Raw genomic sequence first — 23800 nt, 5'->3', positions numbered from 1 at the left:
CTAGTCCTGTGACATTAATCACGAAGAGATGTTTCCTTACGGTGTTTTTTGTAGAGAATTTGCTCTGTCAAAATCGCAGTAATGGAACCGAGAATAAGTCCATTGTTTAGAATAGACGCCGCAATTGGAGGTGCTTGCTGAAAGGCTTCGGGCGGAATAAACATAGTTCCAATACCAACCATAAAGGAAATCCCTATTATAAATGGTTTTCCCTCTGACTGATCTTTCTTAAACTCATTGAAAGCAATTCCAACCATATTCACAAATACAATAAAGATAACAGCATACCCAACCGGTTCCGGTAGCGCTGCAAAGAAGCCCATTAAAGCTGGAAACAAACTAATGATAATAATAAATCCACTTCCAAGTACAAAAGGAAGTCTCTGCTTTAATCCTGTTGTTAATATAAATCCAGCGGCACCTGAGATCGGCACGCTTCCCACCGCAGAAAAAACGCCTCCAAGTAATTGATTTATACCTGAAACAAAACCTGCTTGTCTATAGCGTCCCATTGGCTTTGTATTTGCCAACTTACTCAACACCTCTTCGACTACGCGAATACTTGCAATCATGTTGGTGAGAAGAAGCAGCGTGACTAGAAAAGCTGTGATTATCATGCCGGAATCCCATGTAGGATACCCAAATGCAAGTACCTCAGGGAGCTCAATCATTCCTCCCTCAGGAACAACGATCGGTTTGGCTAGTCCAAGCACCGCAAAAATGATCCACCCTATAATTAGGATAATGAGAATACTGTATTGTTGAATCATAGCAGGCATAGAACGTGAAAACCAAATCGAGATAAATACAAGTAAAAGCGATAGTCCAGCAATTCTAAGATCAATGCCTTCTTTTAAATAACCCACACCCATCATTCCATTTAGAAACGATCCGCTAAGTTGAGCAACAAGAAGCAAGAGATAAATTCCTGTCACGACCGGTGTAAAGAGACGAGATAACTTTTCTACTAATCCAAACGCACTAAGAAGAATGAAGATCACTCCGCTTGCAATCATTGCTAGCTCAAGTGCTTGTAGCGTCTCTATATCAGATCCGAAAAGGGTAGAGCTTAATCCTGCATAAAGCACAAATACTCCCCACCATAACCCGGCAGGACCTTCATTAATAGGTAAGCGATGACCGAACGTTACTTGAAGTATTCCGGCTACGCCAAGCACAAACATCGTTCTTTGTACGAAGCCTGCTGCCATGGGAGGATCCATATGGAACAAGCTAGCGATAGCAACCGGAGCAACGATTGACCCTGCAATCATAAAAACGGCCCATTGAAGAGCAGATAATGTATTACGCATGTAAAAGCCTTCTTTCCTTATAACAAATTATATACCCCACTTATTTTATCAAAGTGACTGAATGAGGTCATTACGTATTTTTCCACTATAAAAAAGATCAAGGCTCTGTTATACTATTTTATTGGTGATTTGATTTAATCAAATACACGGGTGGGAGAGGGAAACACAAGTAAGAAGGGAATAAAGTGAAAACGAAAATTAATTTTGATTTTCAGGCTCACGATACTTCACTGAAGAAAGAAATTCTTGCAGGCATTACATCATTTTTTACGATTGTTTATATTGCAGCGGTTAACGCGTCAATCCTTGCTGATGCAGGAATTCCTTTCGAAGCAGGAATGATTGCAACAGTCCTGACGTCAGTGTTCGGCTGCCTGTTAATTGGTTTTTATGCAAATGCACCGATTATCCTCGTACCAGGAATGGGTGTCAATGCGTTCTTTACGTATACAATGGTTGAATCAATGGGATTAAGTTGGGAGGTGGCGCTTGCTTCCGTCTTTGTTGCAGGGATTCTCTTTGCCATCACGGCATTCACACCACTTTCAGGTGTCCTGTCGAAGTCAATCCCAAGATCATTAAAAGAAGCCATTACTGTCGGAATAGGTTTGTTCTTAACATTTATCGGATTACAAAAAGGTGGCATTGTCGTTTCTAGCGATTCGACTTTTGTAGAACTTGGAAACCTTGGATCTGCTCATGTTATGGCAACTCTTGTAACGCTTGCAATAGCAGCTATTCTGTTTATTCGAAATGTAAAAGGTCATTTCTTAATTAGCATGCTTCTCGGGACAGCACTTGCCTGGTCACTTGGCTTAATTTCAACCGGAAAACAGGAAAGTTTCTCTTTTTCCTCATACGGAGCTGTCTTTGGAGCGATGTCATTCGATGATATTCTTATGCTCCCTTTCTGGATCGCAACCTTTTCAATGGCGATGATTCTTGTTTTTGAGAATATGGGCTTGCTTCACGGCTTACTTCCAGATCAATCGAAATTCGATAAATCTTACAAAGCAAATGCCATTTCAGCTATCTCGTCTGGACTTTTCGGCACAAGTCCTACCGTTTCAACTGTCGAGAGCGCCTCAGGTATTTCTGCAGGAGGTCGTACTGGTTTAACGTCCATCACAACAGGATTATTGTTCTTAACGTCTCTCTTTTTCATACCTGTCTTCAAGATGATTCCTGATTCTGCGATCGCCCCAGTTCTTATTATTATAGGCGGACTGATGATCACATCCATTCAGAACATCTCGTTACAAGATTTCTCTGAAGGGTTTCCGGCGTTCTTAATCATAGTGATGATTCCACTCACGTATAGTATTGTAGACGGTATTGCATTTGGCTTTATTGCCTATCCTTTTCTTAAAATTGCTTTAGGAAAAGCAAAAGAAGTTCCTGTTCCAATGTATATTATCGCGAGTTTATTTTTCATTAACTTCTTTTTGCATACGATCTAAGATTAACGTTATAAAAGTATGAATGAAACCTCCCTTGTTGGGAGGTTTTTTTAATATCCATCACTACATCCAAATATTGTGTGATAAGCTTGAAAAGGTGATGAAATTGACGAATATGAAAACAGCTTTTCTTATACTATCCATTCTTCTTATCTCTGCTTGTCAGCAACGAGAAGCCCAACACTCCTTTTCTGAAGCATCCTTCATTAAAAGACCTATTCCCTATATGCATCGTGAAGTGCCAACCGAACTAATTCGTTCAAAATACGAAACGCTTAAGCCAAATGAATGGGGGGAACGCGTCACAGGGGTCCAAACGCACTTTGAAACATCAGAAAAAGAAATCGCTCTTACCTTCGATGCATGTGGTGGACCACATGGCAATAACGTCGACCGTGAACTTATCAGATTTTTAAAAGAAGAGCAGGTCCCTTCAACCCTTTTCATTAATAGCAGATGGATTGAAGAAAACACCAAACTATTTCAGCAGCTCGCTACTGATCCGCTATTTCAGATTGAAAATCATGGCACCCATCATCAACCTCTATCTGTAAACGGTAATTCCGCGTGGGGTATTTCAGGAACGGGTTCAGTCAAAGAAGTGATTGCGGAAGTCAAAGAAAACCAGAAGAAAATCGAACAACTTACAGGATCGAAATCAACTATGTTTCGGTCAGGAACGGCCTATTACGATGAAGTGGCAGTTCAAATCGCTAAGGATCTTGGTATACAAATTGTAAACTATACCATTCTTGGAGATGCTGGTGCGACTTTTACAAGCGGACAAGTGAAAAACGCTCTTATGACGGCCAAACCTGGCGATATCGCTTTGTTACATATGAATCAACCAAAAAGTGGAACGTCAGAAGGCGTGAAACTATCCGTTCCTATTCTCCAAGAGAAAGGTTTTACCTTTGTTCAACTTCACAACCAGAATTTGCAGTGACTACAATTGTTCTGAATGGTCACCTTATGAATGAACAACTAATAAGGGGTGACAACACATGAGTCAATCAAAAGGCCAGCGTGAAAGGCAATTTCGAAAAAGAAAAGAAGCGCAAAACCCACACGGCAAGATTAAGTCGCTTGAACAGCTTGCTAACGAAACACCGAATAAACCTTAGTTCGATTAAACTCCTTCTAATATGGGTAAAGGCAAGTAGAGTAAGAAAGGAGTTTGTTTTATGAATGAAATGACGGTATCTGTATCCGGCATGAAAGGTGAAGACTGCATTCAACGCATTGAATCTGCGCTTCTCTCTTTAAACGGTATCGATCGAGCTCTCGCCGATCTGAATGAAGAAACAGTGACCATTGTATATGATGAAGATGCCGTTGATCCATCGGCAATCATGCAAACAATTGAAGACGCTGGCTATCAGCCTTCGTAGCTTCGTTAGAGTCTGTGCAACTTGCAGGCTCTTTTTTTAGTGACGATATTCTACATAGATCAACAAAAAAACTCGAATTCTTTCCTATGAACTTTCAATCTTCGCATTTTCATGGTGGTAAGGTATAACTATGCGCTAATGAAAAGTTAAGGAAAGGGGTGGCGTGAGTGGATCACACTAACCTGAAAGTCGAAAAAAAACTCCCTCTAATGCCAGAACATTATCCATCACCTTGCTCATTAGAGGAATACAACGAGTTAATCGAGAAGCTTGAAGCTTTAGCTTATGAAAATAAAACACTCAGCACCGTTCATTATCTTGTAGCAGGTGTAGCACATGAAATCAAAAATCCTCTTACCATCATGAAAGGTTTCCTCCAGCTCATTAAACCCGATTTAGATAAACTACACAAAAACGACATAGCTGATTTACTATTATCAGAAATCCATCGAACCAATACATTGATTGAAGAATTTCTTCAAGCTGCACGTCCTATAGAACATATTAAAGAGCGTATTGATGTTGTTCCTTTCCTAAAAAATATTATTCTTCTTTTCCATAGCCAGGCGACTTTGAACAGATGTGATATTACTACGAATCTAAATCACTTTACAGAACCACTCGAAGTGACGATCGATTCAGGACAATTTAAGCAAGTGTTCTTAAATATGATCAAGAATAGTATGGAATCCATTCGTAGTAGTAATAAAGAAAGCGGAAAAATTTCATTATCAATTGCAAAGCGTCTTCACTCCGTTACGATCAAAATTAGTGATAACGGAGCTGGCATGGATACGTCCACTCAACAAAAGGTCTTCCAACCTTTTTATACAACAAAAGAAAAAGGAACAGGACTTGGCCTATTCCTCTGTAAACAAATTATTCAAAATCATAAGGGAACGATTAAGGTAAGTAGTGCCCCATCGTATGGAACAACTTTCACTATTCAATTACCACTGACTCACTAAAATCCGATTTGTTCGCTTTCTACTGAAGTCGTTGCTCTCCTTCTGTTCTTATGGAGAAGCGCGTTAACCTCACCGCCTACGAGAAGAATGATGCCCGTTAAATAGAACCAGAGCATTAAGATGATAACACCACCAAGACTACCGTAAGTTGCTGAATAGTTACCGAAATTACTTACGTAAAAAGCGAAAGCAAGAGAAATCACTTGCCAGCCAATCGTGGCAACGATCGCTCCAATAATAACCTCTTTAAATGGAAAATGCTTATTAGGAGCAAATCGATAAAGAGCTGCCAGAATACACGCCATTATTCCTACAGCAATAACCCAACGTAAAATACGGAAAAGAAACTCAGTCGAGCTCGGAAGATTAAGTGTCGAAGTAACAGCATCTATAATGACGTCACCGAAAACAGGTAGAACAAGTGTGACAATAAAGACAAGTATAAGTCCAACTGTTAGGCAAATTGAAAGCAACCTAGCTTTAATAAAAGATCTCGTTTCTTCAACGTCATATGCAAGGTTAAGAGCCCGCATCAGAGCCATCATACCGTTCGATGCAGACCAGAGAGTCCCAAGTAAACCAATCGTTAAGAGCCCTCCCTGCGGCTCACTTATGATTGATAGAACGTTATCCTGAAGTATACTTCCGGTTTCTCCCGGAGCATATTTTGTAAGAAAATCCACTGCTTCCTGTTTGTCAATCGATAAGTATGGAAGAATTGAAAGAATTAAAATAAGTAAAGGAAAAATCGAGAGCATAAAGTAGTATGCTAATTCTGCTGCAAGACTTGTTACGCGATCTTCTCCTATTTCTTTACCTAATTTTTTAACGAATGCAATCCCTGACATCTTCATTAGTCCCCTTTCTACAGTTCTTCCCTTCCATTCCCTATTATGACTAACTGTAATCATTAACATAAAAAGGAAGCAGACACGTTGTCTGCTCCCTTTAGACCTTATTTTTACTCTTAATTTAATTTCGAGCATTCCATTTAAGGCGTTGTTGAATCCTGCTCTTCTTCTATAGCATTCATATTCCCATTGGGATCTTCAATTTGATCTTCCAGGTTCAAATGGGTTTTAAGCTCCGTTTTCGCCGTCGCTAGCGACTGATCATCGAGTTTGAAATAATAAGTCCCAGCCGGTTGAAAATCAGTACCTGTTAACTGTAGTTTTTCAATTGAATCGATTTTCGAAATAAATGGATAAAGTCCCAGAGCTTCGTTAAAGGTAAAACTCATCGTTAAGTTCTCACCGATACGATCTACTAAGTCCCCATACTTCGGAATAGAAGAAAGTGAACTGACTTTATCAATGGCTGCAGTAATCACTTCCATTTGGCGCTGACCACGCTTCAAATCTGAATCAGCCTTACGGGTTCTTGCAAAAGCAAGGGCCTCTTTCCCATTTAGCGTCTGCTCTCCTACTTCTAAATCAATTTTCCCTTTAGATTCCTTGTATAGTTGATCTGCGATAAGCTGCGAATCAATGTTAACTTTGATTCCGCCCATTTCATCAATCACTGTTTTGAAAGCATCAAAATTAACTCTGACAACTTCATCAATTGGAATTCCTAACAAACCTTCCACTGTATCAATGGTCAAATCAATTCCACCATAAGCATGAGCGTGAGTGATCTTGTCCATTCCTCTTCCAGGAATGTTAACATACGAGTCACGAGGAATACTAAGAAGCTTCATTGATTTATTATCTTGATTAAATGTGGCTACCATCATCGAATCACTGCGGCCATTCGATGTATCCTCTTCATCATCAACACCGAGTAATAACACAGAAAAATGATCTTTCCCCATATCAACCGCGCCATTTCTAAGATCTGACTGGTTTCCACGTTCTGGCTGCATCACTGATTGGTCTGAAACGCTGGAAACTTTATAATAAAGGTATCCCGCATACCCACCAAAACCGACTATAATAAATAATAGAATGAATAGCGTTATTCTTAATCCACGTCGTTTTTTCTTAGGCTTATATCGACTTCGAGGTTCCATATGTTCATCATTCATAGAAAATTATCTCCTTCAATATAAATCTTCTTTTACTACATGCCTAGATCATTCGTATCATAAACCGAATGATCGTCGGTCTTTCGCTGACCGATTCCATTGTAAAAGGTTTATTCTGAAATAATCCTAACTATAAATGTATCACTCTTTATTACGACTTTCTACCTAAATATTTTACCAACTAGTTGGGAGTACTTTGTAATAATCTTAAGATATATGTAGAATACAATAAGAAGCTATAGAGAAAGGACAAACTCTAGTGCATATTAAAACCGAATCAATCCCCTGGATCATTATAGGAAGCTATTTTCTATTCGGCTCAGTTTGGATATTGCTTTCTGATACAATTCTGTATCACTTCTCTTCCGACTTCTTAGCAAATAAGCAAATTGGGCTATATAAAGGCTGGTTTTTTATTTTACTAACTTGTTTGTTTCTTTATTTCCTATTGAAACACCTTCTCTATAAAAATGAAGTTATGGAAAATCAGCTTCTTGAAAGTGAAGAACGATATCGGAGGCTTGTTGAATCTTCTCCTTATGCCATTTGTCTTATGGAAAAGGATGAAATCACCTATACAAACCATACTGGACTCCAAATGGTAGGCGTTGACTCGATTCAAGACCTCTATGTTAATCGTCAATCACTTATCGCTAACTCGGAAGATACTGAGAGGTTCAAAGGCCTACTAAGTAAAATACACGCTCAAGAGGAACCGTCTTCTGAAACAATTGAATACCAATTGTTGCGTTCAAATAACGAAGTCATAGATGTCGAATCAACGCTGATTCCAATTATATTCAATCACAAATCCACCACGATCATCCAAACTCGAGACATCACAGAACGAAAAAAAGCTGTGAAAGAACTTTGGGAAGCGAAACAACTCATACAAGCGATCATTAGCGCTTCTCCTATCGCCACTCTTGCCCTCGACATGGAGTCAAACATTCGACTGTGGAATCCAGCTGCCGAAAAAATATTTGGATGGAAAAGCGAAGAAGTGATCGGCAAGAAAAGCCCCATTGTTCCAGTAGAGGAAAAGGATATTACGATTCCTGAAATTATTGAATATGGACATATCGTAAATAAAGAAGTCAAACGGATGCGTAAGGATGGATCAGTCGTCTTTACAGCTTTGTTTACAGCGCCTATCCAAGATGAAAATGGTCAGATCAATGGGATCATGGCTGCGTTTATGGATATAACAGACAAAAAGAAGACAGAAGATGCTCTGCTAAAAACAGAAAAACTATCTGCTGTTGGCCAACTTGCCGCTAGCGTAGCTCATGAAATACGAAATCCTTTAACATCTGTCAAAGGATTCATTCAGCTTCTAACTAGTGATAATGATTTTGCAGATAAGACGCCGTTCCTTTCCATTATGCTATCTGAAATTGACCGGATGGATTCGATTATTAAAGATTTGCTAGTCCTTGCCAAGCCTCAGGCTGAGCATTTTACATTTTTTAATGTAAATGCATTGCTTTCATATGTCATGCAGCTTTTAAGTACACAGGCATCTCTGTACAACATTTCTTTTATAACAGACTTCACCGAACGTCACGAATCTCTATATGGAGAAGAGAATCAGCTGAAGCAAGTTTTTATTAATTTAATCAAAAATGCGATGGAAGCGATGCCTGATGGCGGCGTATTACGATTAAAAACTGTAGTAAAAGACAATAGCATTAACGTGATCATCGTCGATGAAGGTGTTGGTATCCCAGAACACAAACTAAAAACACTTGGAGAACCTTTCTACACAACAAAAGAAGAAGGCACTGGTCTAGGTCTGCTATCTAGTTTTAAAATTATTGAGAATCATCAAGGAAAAATCGATTTTAATAGTACTGTCGGAATTGGAACCACTGTGACCGTTTGCTTTCCGATTGAACGTGAGACATGATAGGAATGAATAAAAAAATAGTCATTTCCGCTCGGATTTTGTCCATTTTTTGTGCTTCTAGCCATTTCTATGCTAAAATATCATTCGTCTCTTATTCTCGAATAAGCTTGACCTGAAGGAGGAAGCAACATTGCAAAAAACAAAAAGAAATGATCCCTGTCCTTGTGGCAGCGGCAAAAAATATAAAAAATGCTGTATGACATCTGAAAGTGCACAGGATCAATTAGAAGAACAGCTCTATACACAAGAACTATATACAATTCAAGCACAGCTTGTAGAGTATGCTATGAGTGAACATGATCAAAAAATGGTCTCTCTAGCAAATGATTTATTCAACCGTTTTGAAATCCCCAAAAACCTTGAGGAAGCTTATATGCACGGTATTTTCCCGTGGGCCATTTTCCATCAATCTCTTAACCAGTGGAACAAAACCATTATTAGAGAATATCTTCAACTTTATTCGCACACCTTTTCTACTGAGAAAGTTAAAGAAACTGTGAACGACTGGCGCGATGCATACATGTCTATTTATACAGTGGAAGAAGCATCAGGTCACACAGCGGTCGTAAAAGAACTCGGGTCAAACCAACCGATCAGTATCCTTTTACATGAAGAAGTGATCCTTACTAGCGGAGAAAGTCTAGCAGGCATTCTTCTCCCTGTCAAAAATGGTGCCATGCCATTTATTGAACTTCTTAAAATCGCACCAGATGCTATGGAAATGGTGGAAAAGAAACTTTCATCAGAAGAAGCGAACTACAATGTTCGTTCCATGATGCAACGTGATTTCCCAGAAGTACTTAGTCAAATTGTGAAGCACGGCAACGGTTCAGAAGAATCAAACGAATCGATTGAAATGATTTGGTCTAGAAAAGAAGATGCAGAAGTAGCTTCACTCTTTATGGAGCAGGTTAGTGATGAGTACTCTCAGGAACAACTTCAAGAAATCCTTCGTTTTTGGAAGAAATATGCTGATGATGAAAAGCCTATTGTTAGAAAAGCTTCTATCTTTGCAGCATCTCTTGAATATCTTGCTGCCAAAGTTTATGACACTTCAATCAGCCAGAGTGCTCTTGCGAAAAAATATGGAACATCTGCTTCTAGTATTTCTAGTAAATATAAAGCCTTCCACGAACGCTTTATCCCTGTCATGAACTAAAATTAATGATCACACATTTAAGCTGGTTTAACCTTAAGCCAGCTTTTTCATTAATTTCGATTTACATATAAGATATAATAAAAGGGTTATGTTAAGGACCATTGTTGTTTTCAAATGCTTAATGCTCTGTGATAACCAATCGCTTCGAGCAAAAGGTAGAATCAACAATAGAAACGAACATGGCTAACACGAAAAAGGGGGAACTGAAGTGACCGATCAAACATCTACTCAAAAAGTAGGAACTTATATACTTGAACAAGCCTTGGAGATTGCACAAAGTACATATGAACGTCAGCGCCAGGACCTTGATGACGCAGATTTTAATAATGAACCGAAACTTTCCATAAAAAACACGACCTATCTTATAAAATTGATTGGTAAAAGTCTTCAAAAAGACACTGTGAACGCATTTGCAGCAATCGAAGAATTTGGAGAAGAATCTGGCGAACTCGTTCAAGACGAAAATGAAATGATCATTTCTCTAATTGTGACTGTACCTCTCATTCGAGAAGCGATATGGGAGGCAATCGAACCAATCGTTGAAAATTTAAATATGAAACCACGGGATGTCATTCAATTACCAAGTAGGATAGATCCTCTTCTTGACCAGTTTGTGTATAGCTATGGGAGTTCTTATATCACTAGTAATCAGCAGCTTGAAACTAAATATAACTCGACTCTGGAAGAACTTTCTACACCGATCATTCCTATTATTCAAAATCTCGCTATTCTTCCACTTGTTGGTAATATTGATACGTATCGCGCAACACTAATCATGGAGAAAACGCTTGATCAATCTCGTAAACTTGAACTCGACCATATGATCATTGACTTGTCAGGAGTTGTGACAATGGACACGATGGTCGCAAAACACTTGTTTGACATAACAGAAGCGCTAAGCCTTATGGGAGTTCAGGTGACACTGACCGGCATAAGTCCTTCGATATCGATTTCAGCTGTACAGTTAGGAATTGATTTACACAAACTAACCATCAAATCCAGTCTTCACAATGCACTTACTGAATTAGCCGTTCTTCCTAATCCTTCTGTTTAGTTCATTACGCTGTTCACAAATCTGTCATTCTTATCAAAAACATCCCATAATCCTCATATTTTCATGAAAGCCTGCTATACTTTAGTCATTCCAGAGAAGCTTTCTCCCAACCCGGAAAGCTTCTCTGGTTCCAACGTATAGTAAATTAATGCATCCCTTCCCTCCCCCGGGAAACCTCCTTATTTTAGTAAAGAAGAAGGCGCGTCAAAAGACGCGCCTTCTTCTATTTGCAGAAAAAACTTTATTAAAGTATATTATCATCATTCCAATAAAAACCAAATATTTTGTAAAATGTAGGAAGGAGGTAAGAAACATGTTAACTGTATCCATTATTCAAAAAGAGCTTGAACCGCTCCAAAATCCAGAGCAATCTAAAAAAATGGAAAAGTATATGCGAAATCAATTTCCTTTTCTCGGCATTAAGACACCAGAAAGAAGGAAAGCTGTTATTAATGCGCTTAAAATGCATGGAAAACCAGATCTCGATACCCTTAAAGAACTTCTTGAAAAGCTATGGGCATTACCAGAACGAGAGTATCAGAATGCCGCCCTCGATCTTCTTGACCGAGTCAAACGTTTTCCCAAAGACTATATCGATCTTATTGAGCAACTTATTATCACAAAATCCTGGTGGGATACTGTAGATGGACTTGCTGTCCATAGTGCAGGTATTTACTTTCAACAATATCCTGATCAAATTGCACCGATAATAGAGGAATGGGTGAACAGTCCAAACTTATGGCTAAACCGTAGTGCGCTTCTTTTTCAACTTTCTTATAAAGATTCCACAGATTTCGATCGACTCAAAAGATACATCCTACTACTCAAAGATTCAAATGAATTTTTCATCCAAAAAGCGATCGGCTGGTCGCTCAGAGAATATTCCAAAATAGATTCTGAAATCGTGAAAAACTTCTTAGAGAATTATACTTTACCCCCTCTTAGCAAACGTGAAGCTAGTAAGTTTATTAACAAGCAAAAAAAATAACCCATCTACTAGAGATGGGTTATCAATCTATTATTACTTACCAATAAACTGTTGTGTCCAAATATTTCCTTCTTCTACATAACCAACACCAATATGTGTGAAGCTACCGTTCATAATGTTCTTACGGTGTCCTTCACTGTTCATCCAAGCGTTCACAACTTCTTCTGGTGTTTGTTGTCCTTTAGCAATGTTTTCTCCAGCTGATTGATAATCTACGCCAAACTGGTTCATCATATCGAATGGTGAGCCATATGTTGGGCTATTGTGAGCAAAGTAGTTATTATCTCTCATATCTTCAGACTTTGCTTGTGCTACTTTACTAAGTTCAGTATCTACTTCAAGTGCAGGCAATCCAGCTTTTTCACGCTCTGCATTTGTAAGATTAACAACCTGTTGTTCAAATTCTGATAATCCTGTGTCTTCATTAGTTTCTTTAGCTGGTTCTGCCTGCTCTGTCTCTGGTGCAGGCGCTTCTTCTGGCTGTGCTTCAGAAGGTGTAGCTTCTTGAGCTTCGGCTTGTTCTTTAGCTGGCTCTTCAGAAGGAGTTTCAGATTTCTCAGCCTGCTCTTCTTGTGCTGGCTGTTCAGTATTACCTTGCTGTTGGAAAATCTGATCTAGATTAATAGAATCTTTAATAGAAATATTATATTGTTTTTCGAAACGATCCAGAATAGACTGCAACTCATTTATATTGTTGACCTGGAATGTTTGCGCATTAACTTCTGCTTTGACAGCGTGTTGGTCGCCTGTATTAGCAGAACTATTTGATGGGTTTGCTGCCAGCAGGGCTGCTGCCGCTGTGACACCTAGAATAATTGACTTTTTCAATGTGATTCCTCCCTGATTGGTGAAATTTCTTACACACTGAGAATATCATAAGATTGCTAGTCTAAAAGACCATAATAACTTCCTATGCTAGTAATTCATACCAGGTGATTTTTCGTATAAATCAAGTTAATTATTCATAATAACCCTTTTATATCAACGGTTATGAGCAGAATCTCTTAATATACTTGAAACTTTAAGTTTGGTAAAAAATCCATATATTAGGAGGCTACTTACTGTTAACGTTTCATTTCAACTGTTTCAAAAGCGTAACAAAAACAAGAAGAGCGATTACGCCCTTCTTGTTTACTTCAATTTGTTGACCTCACTTCTTTAAAGGGAAACCACACCACTTCTGCTTTTCCAACGACTTCTTCCAACTCAATTTTCCCAAGACCATTTCGGCTATCCATACTTCTCAAACGATTATCACCCATCACAAAAAGCTGACCTTCGGGTACTTCGATCGGACCAAAATCTTCGGTTAATCTCATTCCCATTGTTTCTGCATCAGCACGATTTCCGTCTAAGTAAGGTTCTTTAAGCTGTTTGTCGTTTACATAAAGGTTATCCTGACTCATTTCGATAATGTCTCCAGGTAATCCAATTACTCGTTTCACATAATGCTTCTCTGCATCTTCATCCTTAATAATAATAATGTCTCCTCTTGCTGGCTCTTCCTGCACATAGGAGATGAATTTGTTAACGAGCAGACGATCTCCATCATGTAGGGTTGGATCCATTGAAGCTCCTTCTACAATGTATGGAGCGATGATAAACATTTTAATCACAAATGCCAGGATAATAGCAAAAAGGAGAGGTGCACCCCAATCTTTTAGCCAATTTGCTTCTATTTCTGTTTTCATTTCGCCCTCCAGCATTCAATCAAGATTCTATATTAAGTCTAGCATAATTTTCCTATAAAGTTCCATATGAATACCACTGTCTTTCAGCCTATTTTGAGCAAAAAGTTTTATCTTCCCTTCTTTTTGTGGAACACTTAATCAAGTTACATCCTTAAAGGAGGATTCTTATGAAAAATATAAAGGCTTTCGTATTTGATGCATATGGTACGTTGTTTGATGTTTATTCAGTATCTAAAAAGTGTGAAGAGCTGTTTCCTAGTAAAGGAGATCAAATTAGTCAAAGTTGGAGAAAAAAACAGCTTGAATATAGCTATCTCAGACAAATGATGGGAAACTACCGACCTTTTTCGGAGGTTACTCGAGATGCCCTTCGCTATGCTGTAGAAGAAGCAGAGACAGAATTAAGTCATGAGAATGAGGAAATTCTTCTCGAAGCTTATCAGCAACTAGATGTGTATGAAGAGGTTCCAAAGGTACTTCAAGAATTAAAAGCACAAGGTATGACGCTTGCTATTTTTTCAAATGGTTCACACGATATGCTCGATCCGCTCGTAAAGCAATCTCCTCTATCTGAACACCTGGATTACATTATAAGCGCAGATGACATTAAACAATTCAAACCATCACCTGCTGCTTATACTCATGCACTTGACTTCCTTGAGCTTAAGCGAGAAGAAGTTCTGTTCATGTCTTCAAATGGATGGGATATATCTGGTGCCAAGAACTTCGGTTTTCATACAGCCTGGATTAATCGTAACGAAAACCCTGTTGAAAAGCTAAACCTTCAACCAGATAGTATCTACCATGAATTAAGTGGTATAGCGAACTGGTCGTAGCACTTCATTCGAGATCATATGGATTTCTTCACGTTTCGCCCCTTGCCTTAAAATAAAAGAATTAAATATACTTCCGAAAACCTGAACGAAAGTTCAGGTTTTCGTATTGATATTGTTATCCATGCTTGTATCAGAGATTACAAGAGCGTTCTTCAACACGAACAATACTTTAGACCCACTGCCAAATCACCCATTCACCAAAATAGGCCCATTGACCAGCACAATGCTTAGCCGTATAATCTACACATCAAAGCGTTCATTTACTAAAATTTGAGAGAAAGAAGCCAGGTGCTTGGACTATGATTAATGTAAATTATTCAATTCAGAAGGAAATCATTCGCTATCAGGAACAGCTACGATTATTTCGTATTTCACTTAAAAAACTGCCGGCTAGTACGCCGGCAGAGCATGCGACTCGAGACTTGTGTAGAGAAATAGCCTTTAAACTAGCTTCAACGGAAGATCTTGTAAGCAGTATTTTTAAGTCGAGAAAATTACCTTATCGCGAGCTTTCAAAGCAATTTTTTTATAACATTAGCATCCTTAAGCGTAATAGCAAATACATCATAGCTCTCTTTTTGTTGAAGCATGGCAATTATCAATTGCTTAATGATCACCTCACCTGCATGCTATAGAATAGCACTCAAAGCTTGATGCAGGTGAGCATAAGTATGCACATTATTAAAATCAATTCCAAGCTGAACAGCTGTTTGCGCAATTTCAGGCCGAATACCCGTTAAAATCGATTCAATACCTGAGAGTTCAAGCATGTTGATGAGCTGAAAGATCTCATTTGCTACCATCGTATCCATAATTGGTACACCTGATAAATCGATCACAAGATAAGATAGCTGTAGATCAGCACTACGTTCAATCCCTTTGCGCTGAATAAGAGATGCACGGTATGTGTCAATCGTTCCAATCAGAGGGAGAACGCCAATTTCTTTTGAAATCGGAATGATTGGCACGCTTAGTTCGGTAATCTTCGTTTGCTGAGCTGCAATCTGTTCTTCATTTAATTGATTGGTATAGACAGTCACCTTATGAAGAAGCAAATCAAACGACTTGTTCATGTAACTACCCCACTCAGCTAATCGACTTGCTTCAATCAGCTGATCTTCTTGTGCACTAAACTCTACCATCACGTCCCAAAGAATTTGTCTGAGATAGGTTAAGCTTGCCACTGACTGCTGTAGAGAAAAGGTGTGATTCGAAAAAATCCCTACCATTCTTTCAGCCCACCCTAGAACATCCCTGCTATTTGATTCAAGAAAAATCATTTGTTTTACAAAATCCGAACAGAATAACTGAATTTCGTTTTTTAATTCCGGTAATTTAAGAACTGCCGTATCGGTTGCTTCTCTCTCATCAACCAAAAGTTGTAGGCGCTTCGTCCATTTGTCTCCGATCTCTTCTAGACGCTCATGAAAATATTCGACATACATTACTTCCACTTTTTCCATTGTTATGTCTCTCCTATTTACTCATTAATAGTTCATTGTTTCCCGAAAATACCATTTTGTACACATCTGACAAATTATTTAGTAAAACAGTGCGATTCGTATGTTTATTTACCCATTCAAAGCACAAAAAATGGAGGCCCCACCGGCCTCCATCTTTTATTCTCTATTCGCTTTTGGGTTTCCTTCTAAACTTCATGAAGAATTCGTACACAACAGGCACAATAATTAGCGTAAGAAGAGTTGAACTTGTTAAACCACCAATAACAGTGACCCCAAGTCCTTTAGAGATGAGCGCTCCGCCTTCTAAACCGAATGCAAGTGGTGCTAATGCGCCAATTGTCGCAAGTGCAGTCATTAGAATCGGTCGAAGTCGCGTACCACCAGCTTCAAGTAGCGCTTCCCTTGTTGTATATCCTTCTTTTTCCTTATGAATCACGCGGTCAATCAGTACAATCGCATTTGTTACAACAATACCGATTAACATGAGCATTCCAATTAGGGAAGAAATACTAATTGTTTCTCCAGCAATCAATAGTCCGACTAGTCCACCAATCACGGTAAACGGAAGTGAGAACAAGATCGCAAGTGGTGCAAGACCACCTCCGAAGGTAATAACAAGAACCAGGTACACAATCGCAATAGCAGCAAGCATTGCTAAACCGAGCTGAGTAAAGGACTCATTAATATCCTGAGTTACTCCGCCGAGACTTACTTCTGAAGAGTCCGGTAAGTCCATGTTATCAATGGCTTCTTGCACATCTGCAGAAACTTGACCAACATTGTCATCAAGTACTTCCGCTGTCACGTTAGCATACACTTTGCCATCGCGACGAGTGATTGTGTTAGAAGACTCCCCTTCTTCAATCGTTGAAATCTCACTTAGAGGTACATCCATACCAAGTGGTGACGTAATCGTTGTACCTTCTAAATCTTCTTGATCTTTATATGTCTTCTCACTCACTTCAAGAACGACATTTATTTCTTCTCCATCTTTTTCAATAGTTGTAAGAACTGGTGCTTCCCCTGTGTTTCGAAGCTCCATTCCTATTTGACCAGCTGATAGCCCTAGCTCACTTAGTTTTTCTTGATTTGCTACAATCGTAAACTGATCGTAGGATTCAGAAATACTAGAACTAATATTTGTTAGATCTTTTTCTTTCTCTAGAACGGCCGTTACATCTTCAACAACTGGACCAAGGTCATCCATTGTTTCTCCATTCACAACTAATGTGATCTGGTTACTTCCACCAGAAGCAGAGATGTCCTGATAGCCCCATTCACCTTTTTCAGTCATTTGTTTCAAATCTTCAAGAACGTTTTTGCGTTCTTCTTCAAATCCTTCTGCTTCTTCATCATAACTTACGAAGAAGAGAACCTGGTTACTTGCACCTGGATTCATTGGATTTTCTCCACCAACTGAGAACTGAATTGTATCAACATCTTCCTTATCAAGGAAATAATCTTCCGCTTCAAGAGCGAGATCATTGATATTCTCAGTCGTTTCACCAGGCTCTGGATTATAGGTCGCTACAATCATTTTCTCTTGATCGGAAGGTAAGAAGCTTACGCCAACAATCGGTGCGAGGAAAAGACTTCCTACTAATACAAGTAGACTTGCTCCAAATGTAATCAGCTTATGATTGAGTACCCAATTCAGCATCTTCTTATAACCGTTCGCAAGACGACTATTGCCTTCTTCTTTATGAGAAGGTTTTCCTTCTTTTTTCACAAGCCCTTTTTTAAAGAGAGAGTGAGCCATCGCTGGCACAATGGTAATCGCAACAAGCAATGATGCTAGTAGAGCGAATACCATCGTTAGTGCAAACGGTAAGAATAGTTCACCTACTGGCCCCTGTACTAGGCCAAGTGGTAGAAATACGGCAATGGTTACAATGGTAGAAGACATGATTGGAACGAACATTTCCTTCGTAGCTTCTGTAATGAGTTCTTTCCCTCGTAGCTTCTCGCCTTCAATGGCCATACGTCGATAGATATTCTCTATGACAACAATGGAATCATCGACAACACGACCGATCGCAACCGTCATCGCACCAAGCGTCATAATGTTCAGTGTAATATCTAATTGATTTAAAACTAACAATGCGATTAACAAACTCAGCGGTATTGAAATAACTGAGATTAAAGTTGAGCGAATGTTACGCAAGAACAATAGGATGATTAGTACTGCGAAAATCGCTCCAATAATCGCTTTATTCAACATTGTACTAACAGATTCTTCGATAGGTTCTCCTTGGTCGAATATCGTCACAATACTAATGTCGCTATTCGAATCCTCAAGTGATGCAATTTTATCTTTCACACCATTTACAACATCAACAGTGTTAGCATCTGCGCTCTTTGTAACTTGGATACCAATCGATTCTTGACCGTTCGTACGTGAAATTGATTCCGCTTCCCCAACTAATTCAATGTCTGCAATGTCCTGAAGCTGAACGGTTGGAACTTTCGGTGGTGCTTGAGCTTCGCTAGCTCCTTCAGCAGAAGCGGACGGGGCTTGTGCACCATCAGTTGATGAAGGTGCTTGAGGAGCTGAGCCTGCTTGAGCTCCCTGACCCTGCTGTGATGGAATGACTGGAATTTCAAGTTCTTTTAAATCTTCTAATGACGATACATTACCGTCTACAACAACGGCTTTTTGATTATCGTCAAAGTTATATAGCCCAAGAGGAATGTTAACAGCAGAACCTTTAATGAGATTCTTAACAGTCTCTTCGTCTAAACCGTACTCTTCCATTTTCTCATCTTTAAATGAGAAGGATACTTCTTCGACTTCCTGCCCAGCAATCGATACAGAAGAAACGCCTTCCACGCCTTCAACAGCTGGAAGTACATCATCTTCTACACGCTGGGTTAATTCTGTAAGTGAACGATCTTTCTCTGAAACGCTTAGTGACATGACTGGGAAAGCATTAAAACTTAGTCGTGACACGTCTGGGTCTTGCGTTTCTTCAGGTAATGAAAGTGACTGAATGGTTTCCCTTACTTCATCTTCAGCTTCATCCATGTTTTTACTGAAATTATATTCAATTTGCACATTCGAAGCATTTTCAAATGAAGATGAACTAACGACCTTCACTCCTGGGAGACTTTCCACTTTGTTTTCAATTGGTTCTGATACTTTATCAGACACTTCTTCTGGTGTTGCACCAGGATACACTGTCGTCACGGACACGAGCGGGGTATTAATATTTGGAATAGTCTCCATCTTCATATTAAACCCTGAGTATAATCCGGCAGCGGTTATGATAATCGTTAATAACCAAACTGCAAACTTATTATTTAATGAAAATTGAATCAGCTTTCTCAAGCAGCTTCCACTCCTTTTTTCTACTTCTGCTATGACTGACCGGTCATTACACAATAACTATACTTAATTAAACGTTATAATTCAAGTTATTTTGTTTACAAATCACTGTAAAATATACGTAAAAAATGAGATTAGGAAAAAAACCTTGAACATGATATAATAGATGTGACCAATCGGTCATCAAAACCCGGTCAGTAAAATTACTGGCGAACAGAGGTGTAAGATGAATGAAAAAAAGAAAGTAATCCTTGAAACGGCGATGCAGCTTTTTGCCAAAAAAGGATTCCATTCCACGTCTATACAGGAAATCGCTAATGAAAGTGGAATTTCTAAAGGAGCCGTCTATCTCCACTTCCAATCTAAAGATGATGTGCTTTATTCCATTTTCGCTTATTATTATGAGAAATTAAAAAAGAAAATATCAGAAGCGAAATTAGATTCCTTCACCCCTGAAGAACGGCTTGAGAAGCTGCTTTACGTTCAGGCACAAGAAATTTTGCATCATAAAGAGTTTATTATTATGCAATTCAGGGAACAAGCTATTTCGATGAACAAAGAAATAGACGATTTAATTCTTAAGATAAGAATGGAGTCCCTTGAAACGTTAGCGAGTAGCATTCAAGACTTATATGGCGATCGGATTACTCCGATTCTCCCGGACTGTGTTTTGCTCCTAGATGGTATGTACTCCTCCTATATTAAGCTAATTGTCTTACAGAATGCTGACTTAGACCTGGAGTATCTTCCACGCTTTATATTAAGTCGCTTGAATGACATGGTAAGCGGTATGTTAGAAAATAACACTGCCCCCTTCCTCTCATTGGATCATGCCTCTGCAATCTTCCAGAACATGAGTCATTCAGATGGGTGCGAGCGAAAATCCCCTTCTCATATATTGAATGAAATGGCTACGTTGATTAATCGAATGAACATTCAAGAAAACCAGCGTAAAGAGCTGCTTGAAACCATTCAATTTCTGAAGAAGGAAGTAAGTGATCCAAACCCGCGTCGCTTTATCTTTAAAGGAATGCTACATCAGTTTGAAGGATTCTCCGAACTTGACTTATATAAGACTGCACTTATTGACGCACTGGAACTCGATCAGTAATCCCAAATTAGTGGAGGTGGAAGATTGTGAAAGAGCCGCTCCTAACAAAAGAAGAGTTAAGACGTATTGTCCGCGAACTTCAATTAAAAGGCATTAACGCCCAGCTTTGCTATCGAAAAGCATAAGTCCTCTCCTCCGAAAACGATCTAATCTTAGATCGTTTTTTTATGTTTCTTTAAGATTTTGGTATACCGAATATGAAAAAGGAAAGATTCCCTGTTAGGTAATTATGAGTATAGCTGTACTCCCCATTCTCACAAGCATGACGTGATGTACATACCGATTCTCCTAGACAAAACTCTAAGTTTGCTCATATGACTCTTCTCTCTTATTCACGTATCGTCTGATTTACCGGCGGAATAAAAGTAAGGTGCACCTGATTTCAGGAGAAAATTTCATTGGAAGATAGCGTATTTGAAGATTTGGTTGAACAATACATGCCACTCATCAAAAGTCAGATTAAAAAGCTTCATCTTACAAACCATTATATGAGATATGAACAGGTAGGCATGATCGCCCTATGGGAATGTGCTGAAAGCTATCAACATGGGAAAGGAAGTTTTTCATCTTACGCCTACATGAAAGTCCGTGGAAAGCTAATTGATGAATGTCGCCAAGAAATACGATTGTCTAAACAGCTCGCTCTTCACTCAGATTGGAGTGAATATGAAGAAAGGCTACCAGTTCATCAACAAACTCTATTACCTGAACTAGACTTAAGTAATCTTACAGAAAAGCAGAGTAAATGGGTGAACATGGTCGTTTTGGGCGGGGAATCCCTTAAGACATTAGCTGGGGTTGAAGGAGTGAGCATTGAAGCAGTGAAATCCTGGAGAAAAAGCGCATTATCAAAGTTACGAAAACAGCTTTTATCGTTTTGAAAGTTTTATAAATGCTCCGATCACTTTCATCGTATATTTTTAGTCAAAAAAAGAAAACACTCCTCAGAGTGTTTTCTACTTTTATTAGCGGTTGTATTTCTTTTTGAACTTTTCAACACGACCACCAGCATCGTTAAAGCGCTGCTGACCAGTGTAGAATGGGTGAGATTCAGAACTAATATCAACTTTGATTAGTGGATATTCGCTACCGTCTTCCCACTCAATCGTTTCGTTAGATCCCATAGTAGAACCAGTTAGAAACTTAAAACCAGTACTAACGTCTAAAAATACAACTTGCTGGTATTTTGGATGGATTCCTTCCTTCATTGCTAGACCTCCTTTATCAATCAAATCATCATTTACGTTAAATGAATGTTATAGAAATAAACAGAGGTTTGGGGCCACATAATAATGGGCACCAAAACCCGTCCTTTCTAGTATATAATTTTTGAGCCATTTGTTCAAACATTGTATGAAATTTTTTTAAGAAAATTAAAGAACATTATGTAGGTCATACAAGCCATATAGTACAAAAGACTTAATTTAACAGAAAATAATGAATTTTATAAGAACATTTGAACGATTTTAAGTAAAAAGGATTGACGATTTAGCATCTACTTTGTCATGATTGGTGTATAAACTGAATCTCGAGGAGGATGTTGAAATGAACGATGCAGTTCGTGAGGAGATTATACTAATTCAACAAATTCGTGATTGTATTCGTGAGTTCCAAAACGATTATCCACCAGTCGTTAAGGAAGCCATTTTTCACTCGATCCAAAGGTTAACTTCTAAGTTGGTTGACGGAGGCCAAACGTTGATACGAAGTTAGTAAATCATCCAACTCCTGACTACACTGTAAAGTTTCTTTATGTGAAATTCCTTTAGATGTACCAATCTCAATCATTTCCTCTTGCTTACGCTTTATCCAGTGAAGCAATTCTTCTTTTGCGTCCTGTTTAACATATAACAAAGTTCGTCACCCCTCCTATCGGTTTAAGTACAAGCTCTATTATCCAAATTATTTTATGACTTGTGAAGGCTTTCGCCAAAACTAGACAAAATGACTCTATTTCTTTATTAAAATGTTCTTTACACTATTCGAACAAATTCTTATTATAAGACCATTCATTCATAAAAATAACAGCTTCTAAATAGAAGCTGTTACGAACTAACCTTTGTAGTTAATCGTTGTAATTTATCTCTCGTTATAGAAAGATAGTAGTAGTACAATTCTGTTTGGGAGCACTCGTATAATTGCTTGTGCTTCACTTTATATATTCCACGATCTAGAAGAAGCACGATAAGCTCTTCTTTTGATCGGAACGATCCTTCTTTTTCCATAACATCCTCCATTGTGCTATTCAACTTCCGAAATACCATCTTCATAGTAATCAAGCGTTAGCTTTCCATCAGAGTGAAGCTGCGCAAGAAAAACATCTTCTACTACCACCTGCTTGTCTATTAGGTAGCTTCTCAGCCACTCTTCGCTCTTCCCTACTTCAATGAGCATTCCTTTAATGATTTCTCCATCCATAATTACGGTTTTAGGCTCTTTCTCTTCGGGAAGATGAAGCCACAGTTCTGATGGTCGTATCATCCGATAATCTCGCTTTAGTAAAACGCTGAGCTCTCCATCCGCTTCAAATAGTGCAAACTCTACCTCATTTACAGAAAAGACGCTTTTTTTGCGGAGCATTTCTAGCAGTTCATCAATTGTAAAACGCTCTTTCTTTAAGTTGTCCTCAAGGATCTTGCCATCTTTTATAAAAATTCGTGCTTTTCCTTCCACGAAATCTCTTACTTTTTTATTTTTCATCGATAAATAGCTGAGTAACACAGAAACAAGCGTCCATATTAACAGACTCGTTATACCGTGAATAACGCTTACCTCGATGTCCATTGATAAACTACCGGCAATGTCACCAATAATGATGCCAACAATATATTCAAAATAGGAAAGTTTAGATAATTGCTTTTTCCCTAGAAGCTTTGTGATGAAAAATAGTCCGATAAGAATAAACAAAGATCTTAGTATAACTTCAAACCAGTCCACCATACTCATGTTCCCCTTTGATTACGCTTAAAAACCACTTTTTATTTGCACATTCTACCATTTTGCCCATTTCCTAAACATTTATCCTATATTAATACTGAAAGAATGATTAATGACTGCTTTTAGTAATCTTGTTCGTTAACCTTTGCAGTGATCATTTCCATTTTTA

General features: G+C 38.6%; 25 protein-coding genes. 14 read left to right on the top strand and 11 right to left on the bottom strand.

Going from position 1 to position 23800, the window contains the following annotated elements:
• Nucleotides 1-14: 14 nt before the first annotated feature.
• Nucleotides 15-1313 carry a purine/pyrimidine permease gene (locus AC0VYO_RS07845; RefSeq protein WP_475368813.1) on the bottom strand — a complete coding sequence of 433 codons (1299 nt, stop codon included), beginning with the start codon at nt 1311-1313 and terminating at the stop codon, nt 15-17.
• A gap of 185 nt (nt 1314-1498) precedes the next feature.
• Between AC0VYO_RS07845 and AC0VYO_RS07840 the strand changes: the two genes are divergently transcribed.
• The 5 genes from AC0VYO_RS07840 (at nt 1499) to AC0VYO_RS07820 (ending at nt 5132) form a co-directional block, all read left to right on the top strand.
• Nucleotides 1499-2773, top strand: a complete 1275-nt coding sequence (locus AC0VYO_RS07840) for an NCS2 family permease (RefSeq protein ID WP_475368812.1) — start codon at nt 1499-1501, stop codon at nt 2771-2773.
• Nucleotides 2774-2873: 100 nt separating this feature from the next.
• The gene (locus AC0VYO_RS07835) at nt 2874-3719 is read left to right on the top strand and encodes a polysaccharide deacetylase family protein (protein WP_475368811.1); all 846 of its coding nucleotides are present in this window, start codon (nt 2874-2876) and stop codon (nt 3717-3719) included.
• Nucleotides 3720-3777: 58 nt separating this feature from the next.
• Nucleotides 3778-3897: a DUF6254 family protein gene (locus tag AC0VYO_RS07830; protein WP_226612411.1), complete on the top strand. Its 120-nt coding sequence runs from the start codon at nt 3778-3780 to the stop codon at nt 3895-3897.
• A gap of 60 nt (nt 3898-3957) precedes the next feature.
• Nucleotides 3958-4164: a heavy-metal-associated domain-containing protein gene (locus AC0VYO_RS07825; protein WP_194221061.1), complete on the top strand. Its 207-nt coding sequence runs from the start codon at nt 3958-3960 to the stop codon at nt 4162-4164.
• Between the two features lie 167 nt (nt 4165-4331).
• Nucleotides 4332-5132 carry a sensor histidine kinase gene (locus AC0VYO_RS07820; RefSeq protein ID WP_475367108.1) on the top strand — a complete coding sequence of 267 codons (801 nt, stop codon included), beginning with the start codon at nt 4332-4334 and terminating at the stop codon, nt 5130-5132.
• Here AC0VYO_RS07820 and AC0VYO_RS07815 read toward each other — a convergent pair.
• Complete coding sequence (locus AC0VYO_RS07815; protein WP_475368810.1) at nt 5129-5986, bottom strand: YihY/virulence factor BrkB family protein; 858 nt, start codon at nt 5984-5986, stop codon at nt 5129-5131. The genes AC0VYO_RS07820 and AC0VYO_RS07815 overlap by 4 nt on opposite strands.
• Before the next feature lie 137 nt (nt 5987-6123).
• Nucleotides 6124-7158 (bottom strand): LCP family protein, encoded by a 1035-nt coding sequence (locus AC0VYO_RS07810; RefSeq protein ID WP_475368809.1) that lies wholly within the window; start codon nt 7156-7158, stop codon nt 6124-6126.
• Nucleotides 7159-7417: 259 nt separating this feature from the next.
• Between AC0VYO_RS07810 and AC0VYO_RS07805 the strand changes: the two genes are divergently transcribed.
• The 4 genes from AC0VYO_RS07805 to AC0VYO_RS07790 all read left to right on the top strand — a co-directional run bounded on the left by AC0VYO_RS07805 (nt 7418) and on the right by AC0VYO_RS07790 (nt 12268).
• Entirely contained in the window at nt 7418-9067 is a 1650-nt protein-coding gene (locus tag AC0VYO_RS07805; protein WP_475368808.1) for a PAS domain S-box protein, read from the top strand.
• 130 nt (nt 9068-9197) lie between these two features.
• Nucleotides 9198-10226, top strand: a complete 1029-nt coding sequence (locus AC0VYO_RS07800) for an SEC-C metal-binding domain-containing protein (protein WP_475368807.1) — start codon at nt 9198-9200, stop codon at nt 10224-10226.
• Nucleotides 10227-10434: 208 nt separating this feature from the next.
• Nucleotides 10435-11280 carry an STAS domain-containing protein gene (locus tag AC0VYO_RS07795; protein WP_475368806.1) on the top strand — a complete coding sequence of 282 codons (846 nt, stop codon included), beginning with the start codon at nt 10435-10437 and terminating at the stop codon, nt 11278-11280.
• A 313-nt stretch (nt 11281-11593) separates the two neighbouring features.
• Nucleotides 11594-12268, top strand: coding sequence for a DNA alkylation repair protein (locus AC0VYO_RS07790; protein ID WP_475368805.1), 675 nt, complete (start codon nt 11594-11596; stop codon nt 12266-12268).
• Nucleotides 12269-12301: 33 nt separating this feature from the next.
• On the opposite strand, the gene AC0VYO_RS07785 is transcribed toward AC0VYO_RS07790, so the two are convergent.
• Both AC0VYO_RS07785 and lepB read right to left on the bottom strand, forming a co-directional pair.
• The gene (locus tag AC0VYO_RS07785) at nt 12302-13096 is read right to left on the bottom strand and encodes a CAP domain-containing protein (RefSeq protein WP_475368804.1); all 795 of its coding nucleotides are present in this window, start codon (nt 13094-13096) and stop codon (nt 12302-12304) included.
• A gap of 308 nt (nt 13097-13404) precedes the next feature.
• Complete coding sequence (gene lepB / locus AC0VYO_RS07780) at nt 13405-13959, bottom strand: signal peptidase I (RefSeq protein WP_404682535.1); 555 nt, start codon at nt 13957-13959, stop codon at nt 13405-13407.
• A 167-nt stretch (nt 13960-14126) separates the two neighbouring features.
• Between lepB and AC0VYO_RS07775 the strand changes: the two genes are divergently transcribed.
• Together AC0VYO_RS07775 and AC0VYO_RS07770 are read left to right on the top strand one after the other, a co-directional pair.
• A complete protein-coding gene (locus AC0VYO_RS07775) occupies nt 14127-14795 on the top strand; it encodes a haloacid dehalogenase type II (protein ID WP_475368803.1) in 669 nt (222 codons plus the stop codon).
• Nucleotides 14796-15094: 299 nt separating this feature from the next.
• The gene (locus tag AC0VYO_RS07770) at nt 15095-15430 is read left to right on the top strand and encodes a hypothetical protein (RefSeq protein WP_475368802.1); all 336 of its coding nucleotides are present in this window, start codon (nt 15095-15097) and stop codon (nt 15428-15430) included.
• Here AC0VYO_RS07770 and AC0VYO_RS07765 read toward each other — a convergent pair.
• Both AC0VYO_RS07765 and AC0VYO_RS07760 read right to left on the bottom strand, forming a co-directional pair.
• Nucleotides 15425-16258: an STAS domain-containing protein gene (locus tag AC0VYO_RS07765; RefSeq protein WP_475368801.1), complete on the bottom strand. Its 834-nt coding sequence runs from the start codon at nt 16256-16258 to the stop codon at nt 15425-15427. The two genes, AC0VYO_RS07770 and AC0VYO_RS07765, sit on opposite strands and share 6 nt — an antisense overlap.
• Nucleotides 16259-16421: 163 nt before the next feature.
• Nucleotides 16422-19586, bottom strand: coding sequence for an efflux RND transporter permease subunit (locus AC0VYO_RS07760; protein ID WP_475367099.1), 3165 nt, complete (start codon nt 19584-19586; stop codon nt 16422-16424).
• Between the two features lie 223 nt (nt 19587-19809).
• On the opposite strand from AC0VYO_RS07760, the gene AC0VYO_RS07755 reads away from it, so the two are divergent.
• Nucleotides 19810-20694, top strand: coding sequence for a TetR/AcrR family transcriptional regulator (locus AC0VYO_RS07755; RefSeq protein WP_194221049.1), 885 nt, complete (start codon nt 19810-19812; stop codon nt 20692-20694).
• Nucleotides 20695-21092: 398 nt separating this feature from the next.
• Nucleotides 21093-21575 carry a sigma-70 family RNA polymerase sigma factor gene (locus tag AC0VYO_RS07750; RefSeq protein WP_475367098.1) on the top strand — a complete coding sequence of 161 codons (483 nt, stop codon included), beginning with the start codon at nt 21093-21095 and terminating at the stop codon, nt 21573-21575.
• An 84-nt stretch (nt 21576-21659) separates the two neighbouring features.
• Here the strand turns inward: AC0VYO_RS07750 and AC0VYO_RS07745 are convergent, their stop codons facing one another.
• Entirely contained in the window at nt 21660-21902 is a 243-nt protein-coding gene (locus AC0VYO_RS07745) for a type B 50S ribosomal protein L31 (RefSeq protein WP_048310190.1), read from the bottom strand.
• 337 nt (nt 21903-22239) lie between these two features.
• Here AC0VYO_RS07745 and AC0VYO_RS07740 point away from each other — a divergent pair, with 337 nt between their 5' ends.
• On the top strand, nt 22240-22407 hold the full coding sequence (locus AC0VYO_RS07740; RefSeq protein ID WP_194222344.1) for a hypothetical protein: 168 nt from the start codon (nt 22240-22242) through the stop codon (nt 22405-22407).
• Here the strand turns inward: AC0VYO_RS07740 and AC0VYO_RS07735 are convergent.
• From AC0VYO_RS07735 to AC0VYO_RS07725, 3 genes are all read right to left on the bottom strand, one after another.
• Nucleotides 22360-22482 (bottom strand): Spo0E family sporulation regulatory protein-aspartic acid phosphatase, encoded by a 123-nt coding sequence (locus tag AC0VYO_RS07735; RefSeq protein WP_430242421.1) that lies wholly within the window; start codon nt 22480-22482, stop codon nt 22360-22362. The genes AC0VYO_RS07740 and AC0VYO_RS07735 overlap by 48 nt on opposite strands.
• Nucleotides 22483-22739: 257 nt before the next feature.
• A complete protein-coding gene (fbpA, locus tag AC0VYO_RS07730; protein ID WP_475368800.1) occupies nt 22740-22931 on the bottom strand; it encodes a Fur-regulated basic protein FbpA in 192 nt (63 codons plus the stop codon).
• Nucleotides 22932-22935: 4 nt separating this feature from the next.
• Nucleotides 22936-23634: a DUF421 domain-containing protein gene (locus AC0VYO_RS07725; RefSeq protein ID WP_475367096.1), complete on the bottom strand. Its 699-nt coding sequence runs from the start codon at nt 23632-23634 to the stop codon at nt 22936-22938.
• Between the last annotated feature and the right edge of the window lie 166 nt (nt 23635-23800).

It is taken from the genome of Anaerobacillus sp. 63XJN7_4_ISO-PGPR-S23-413 (assembly GCF_056173725.1).
This window is presented reverse-complemented; position numbering and strand designations above follow the sequence as displayed.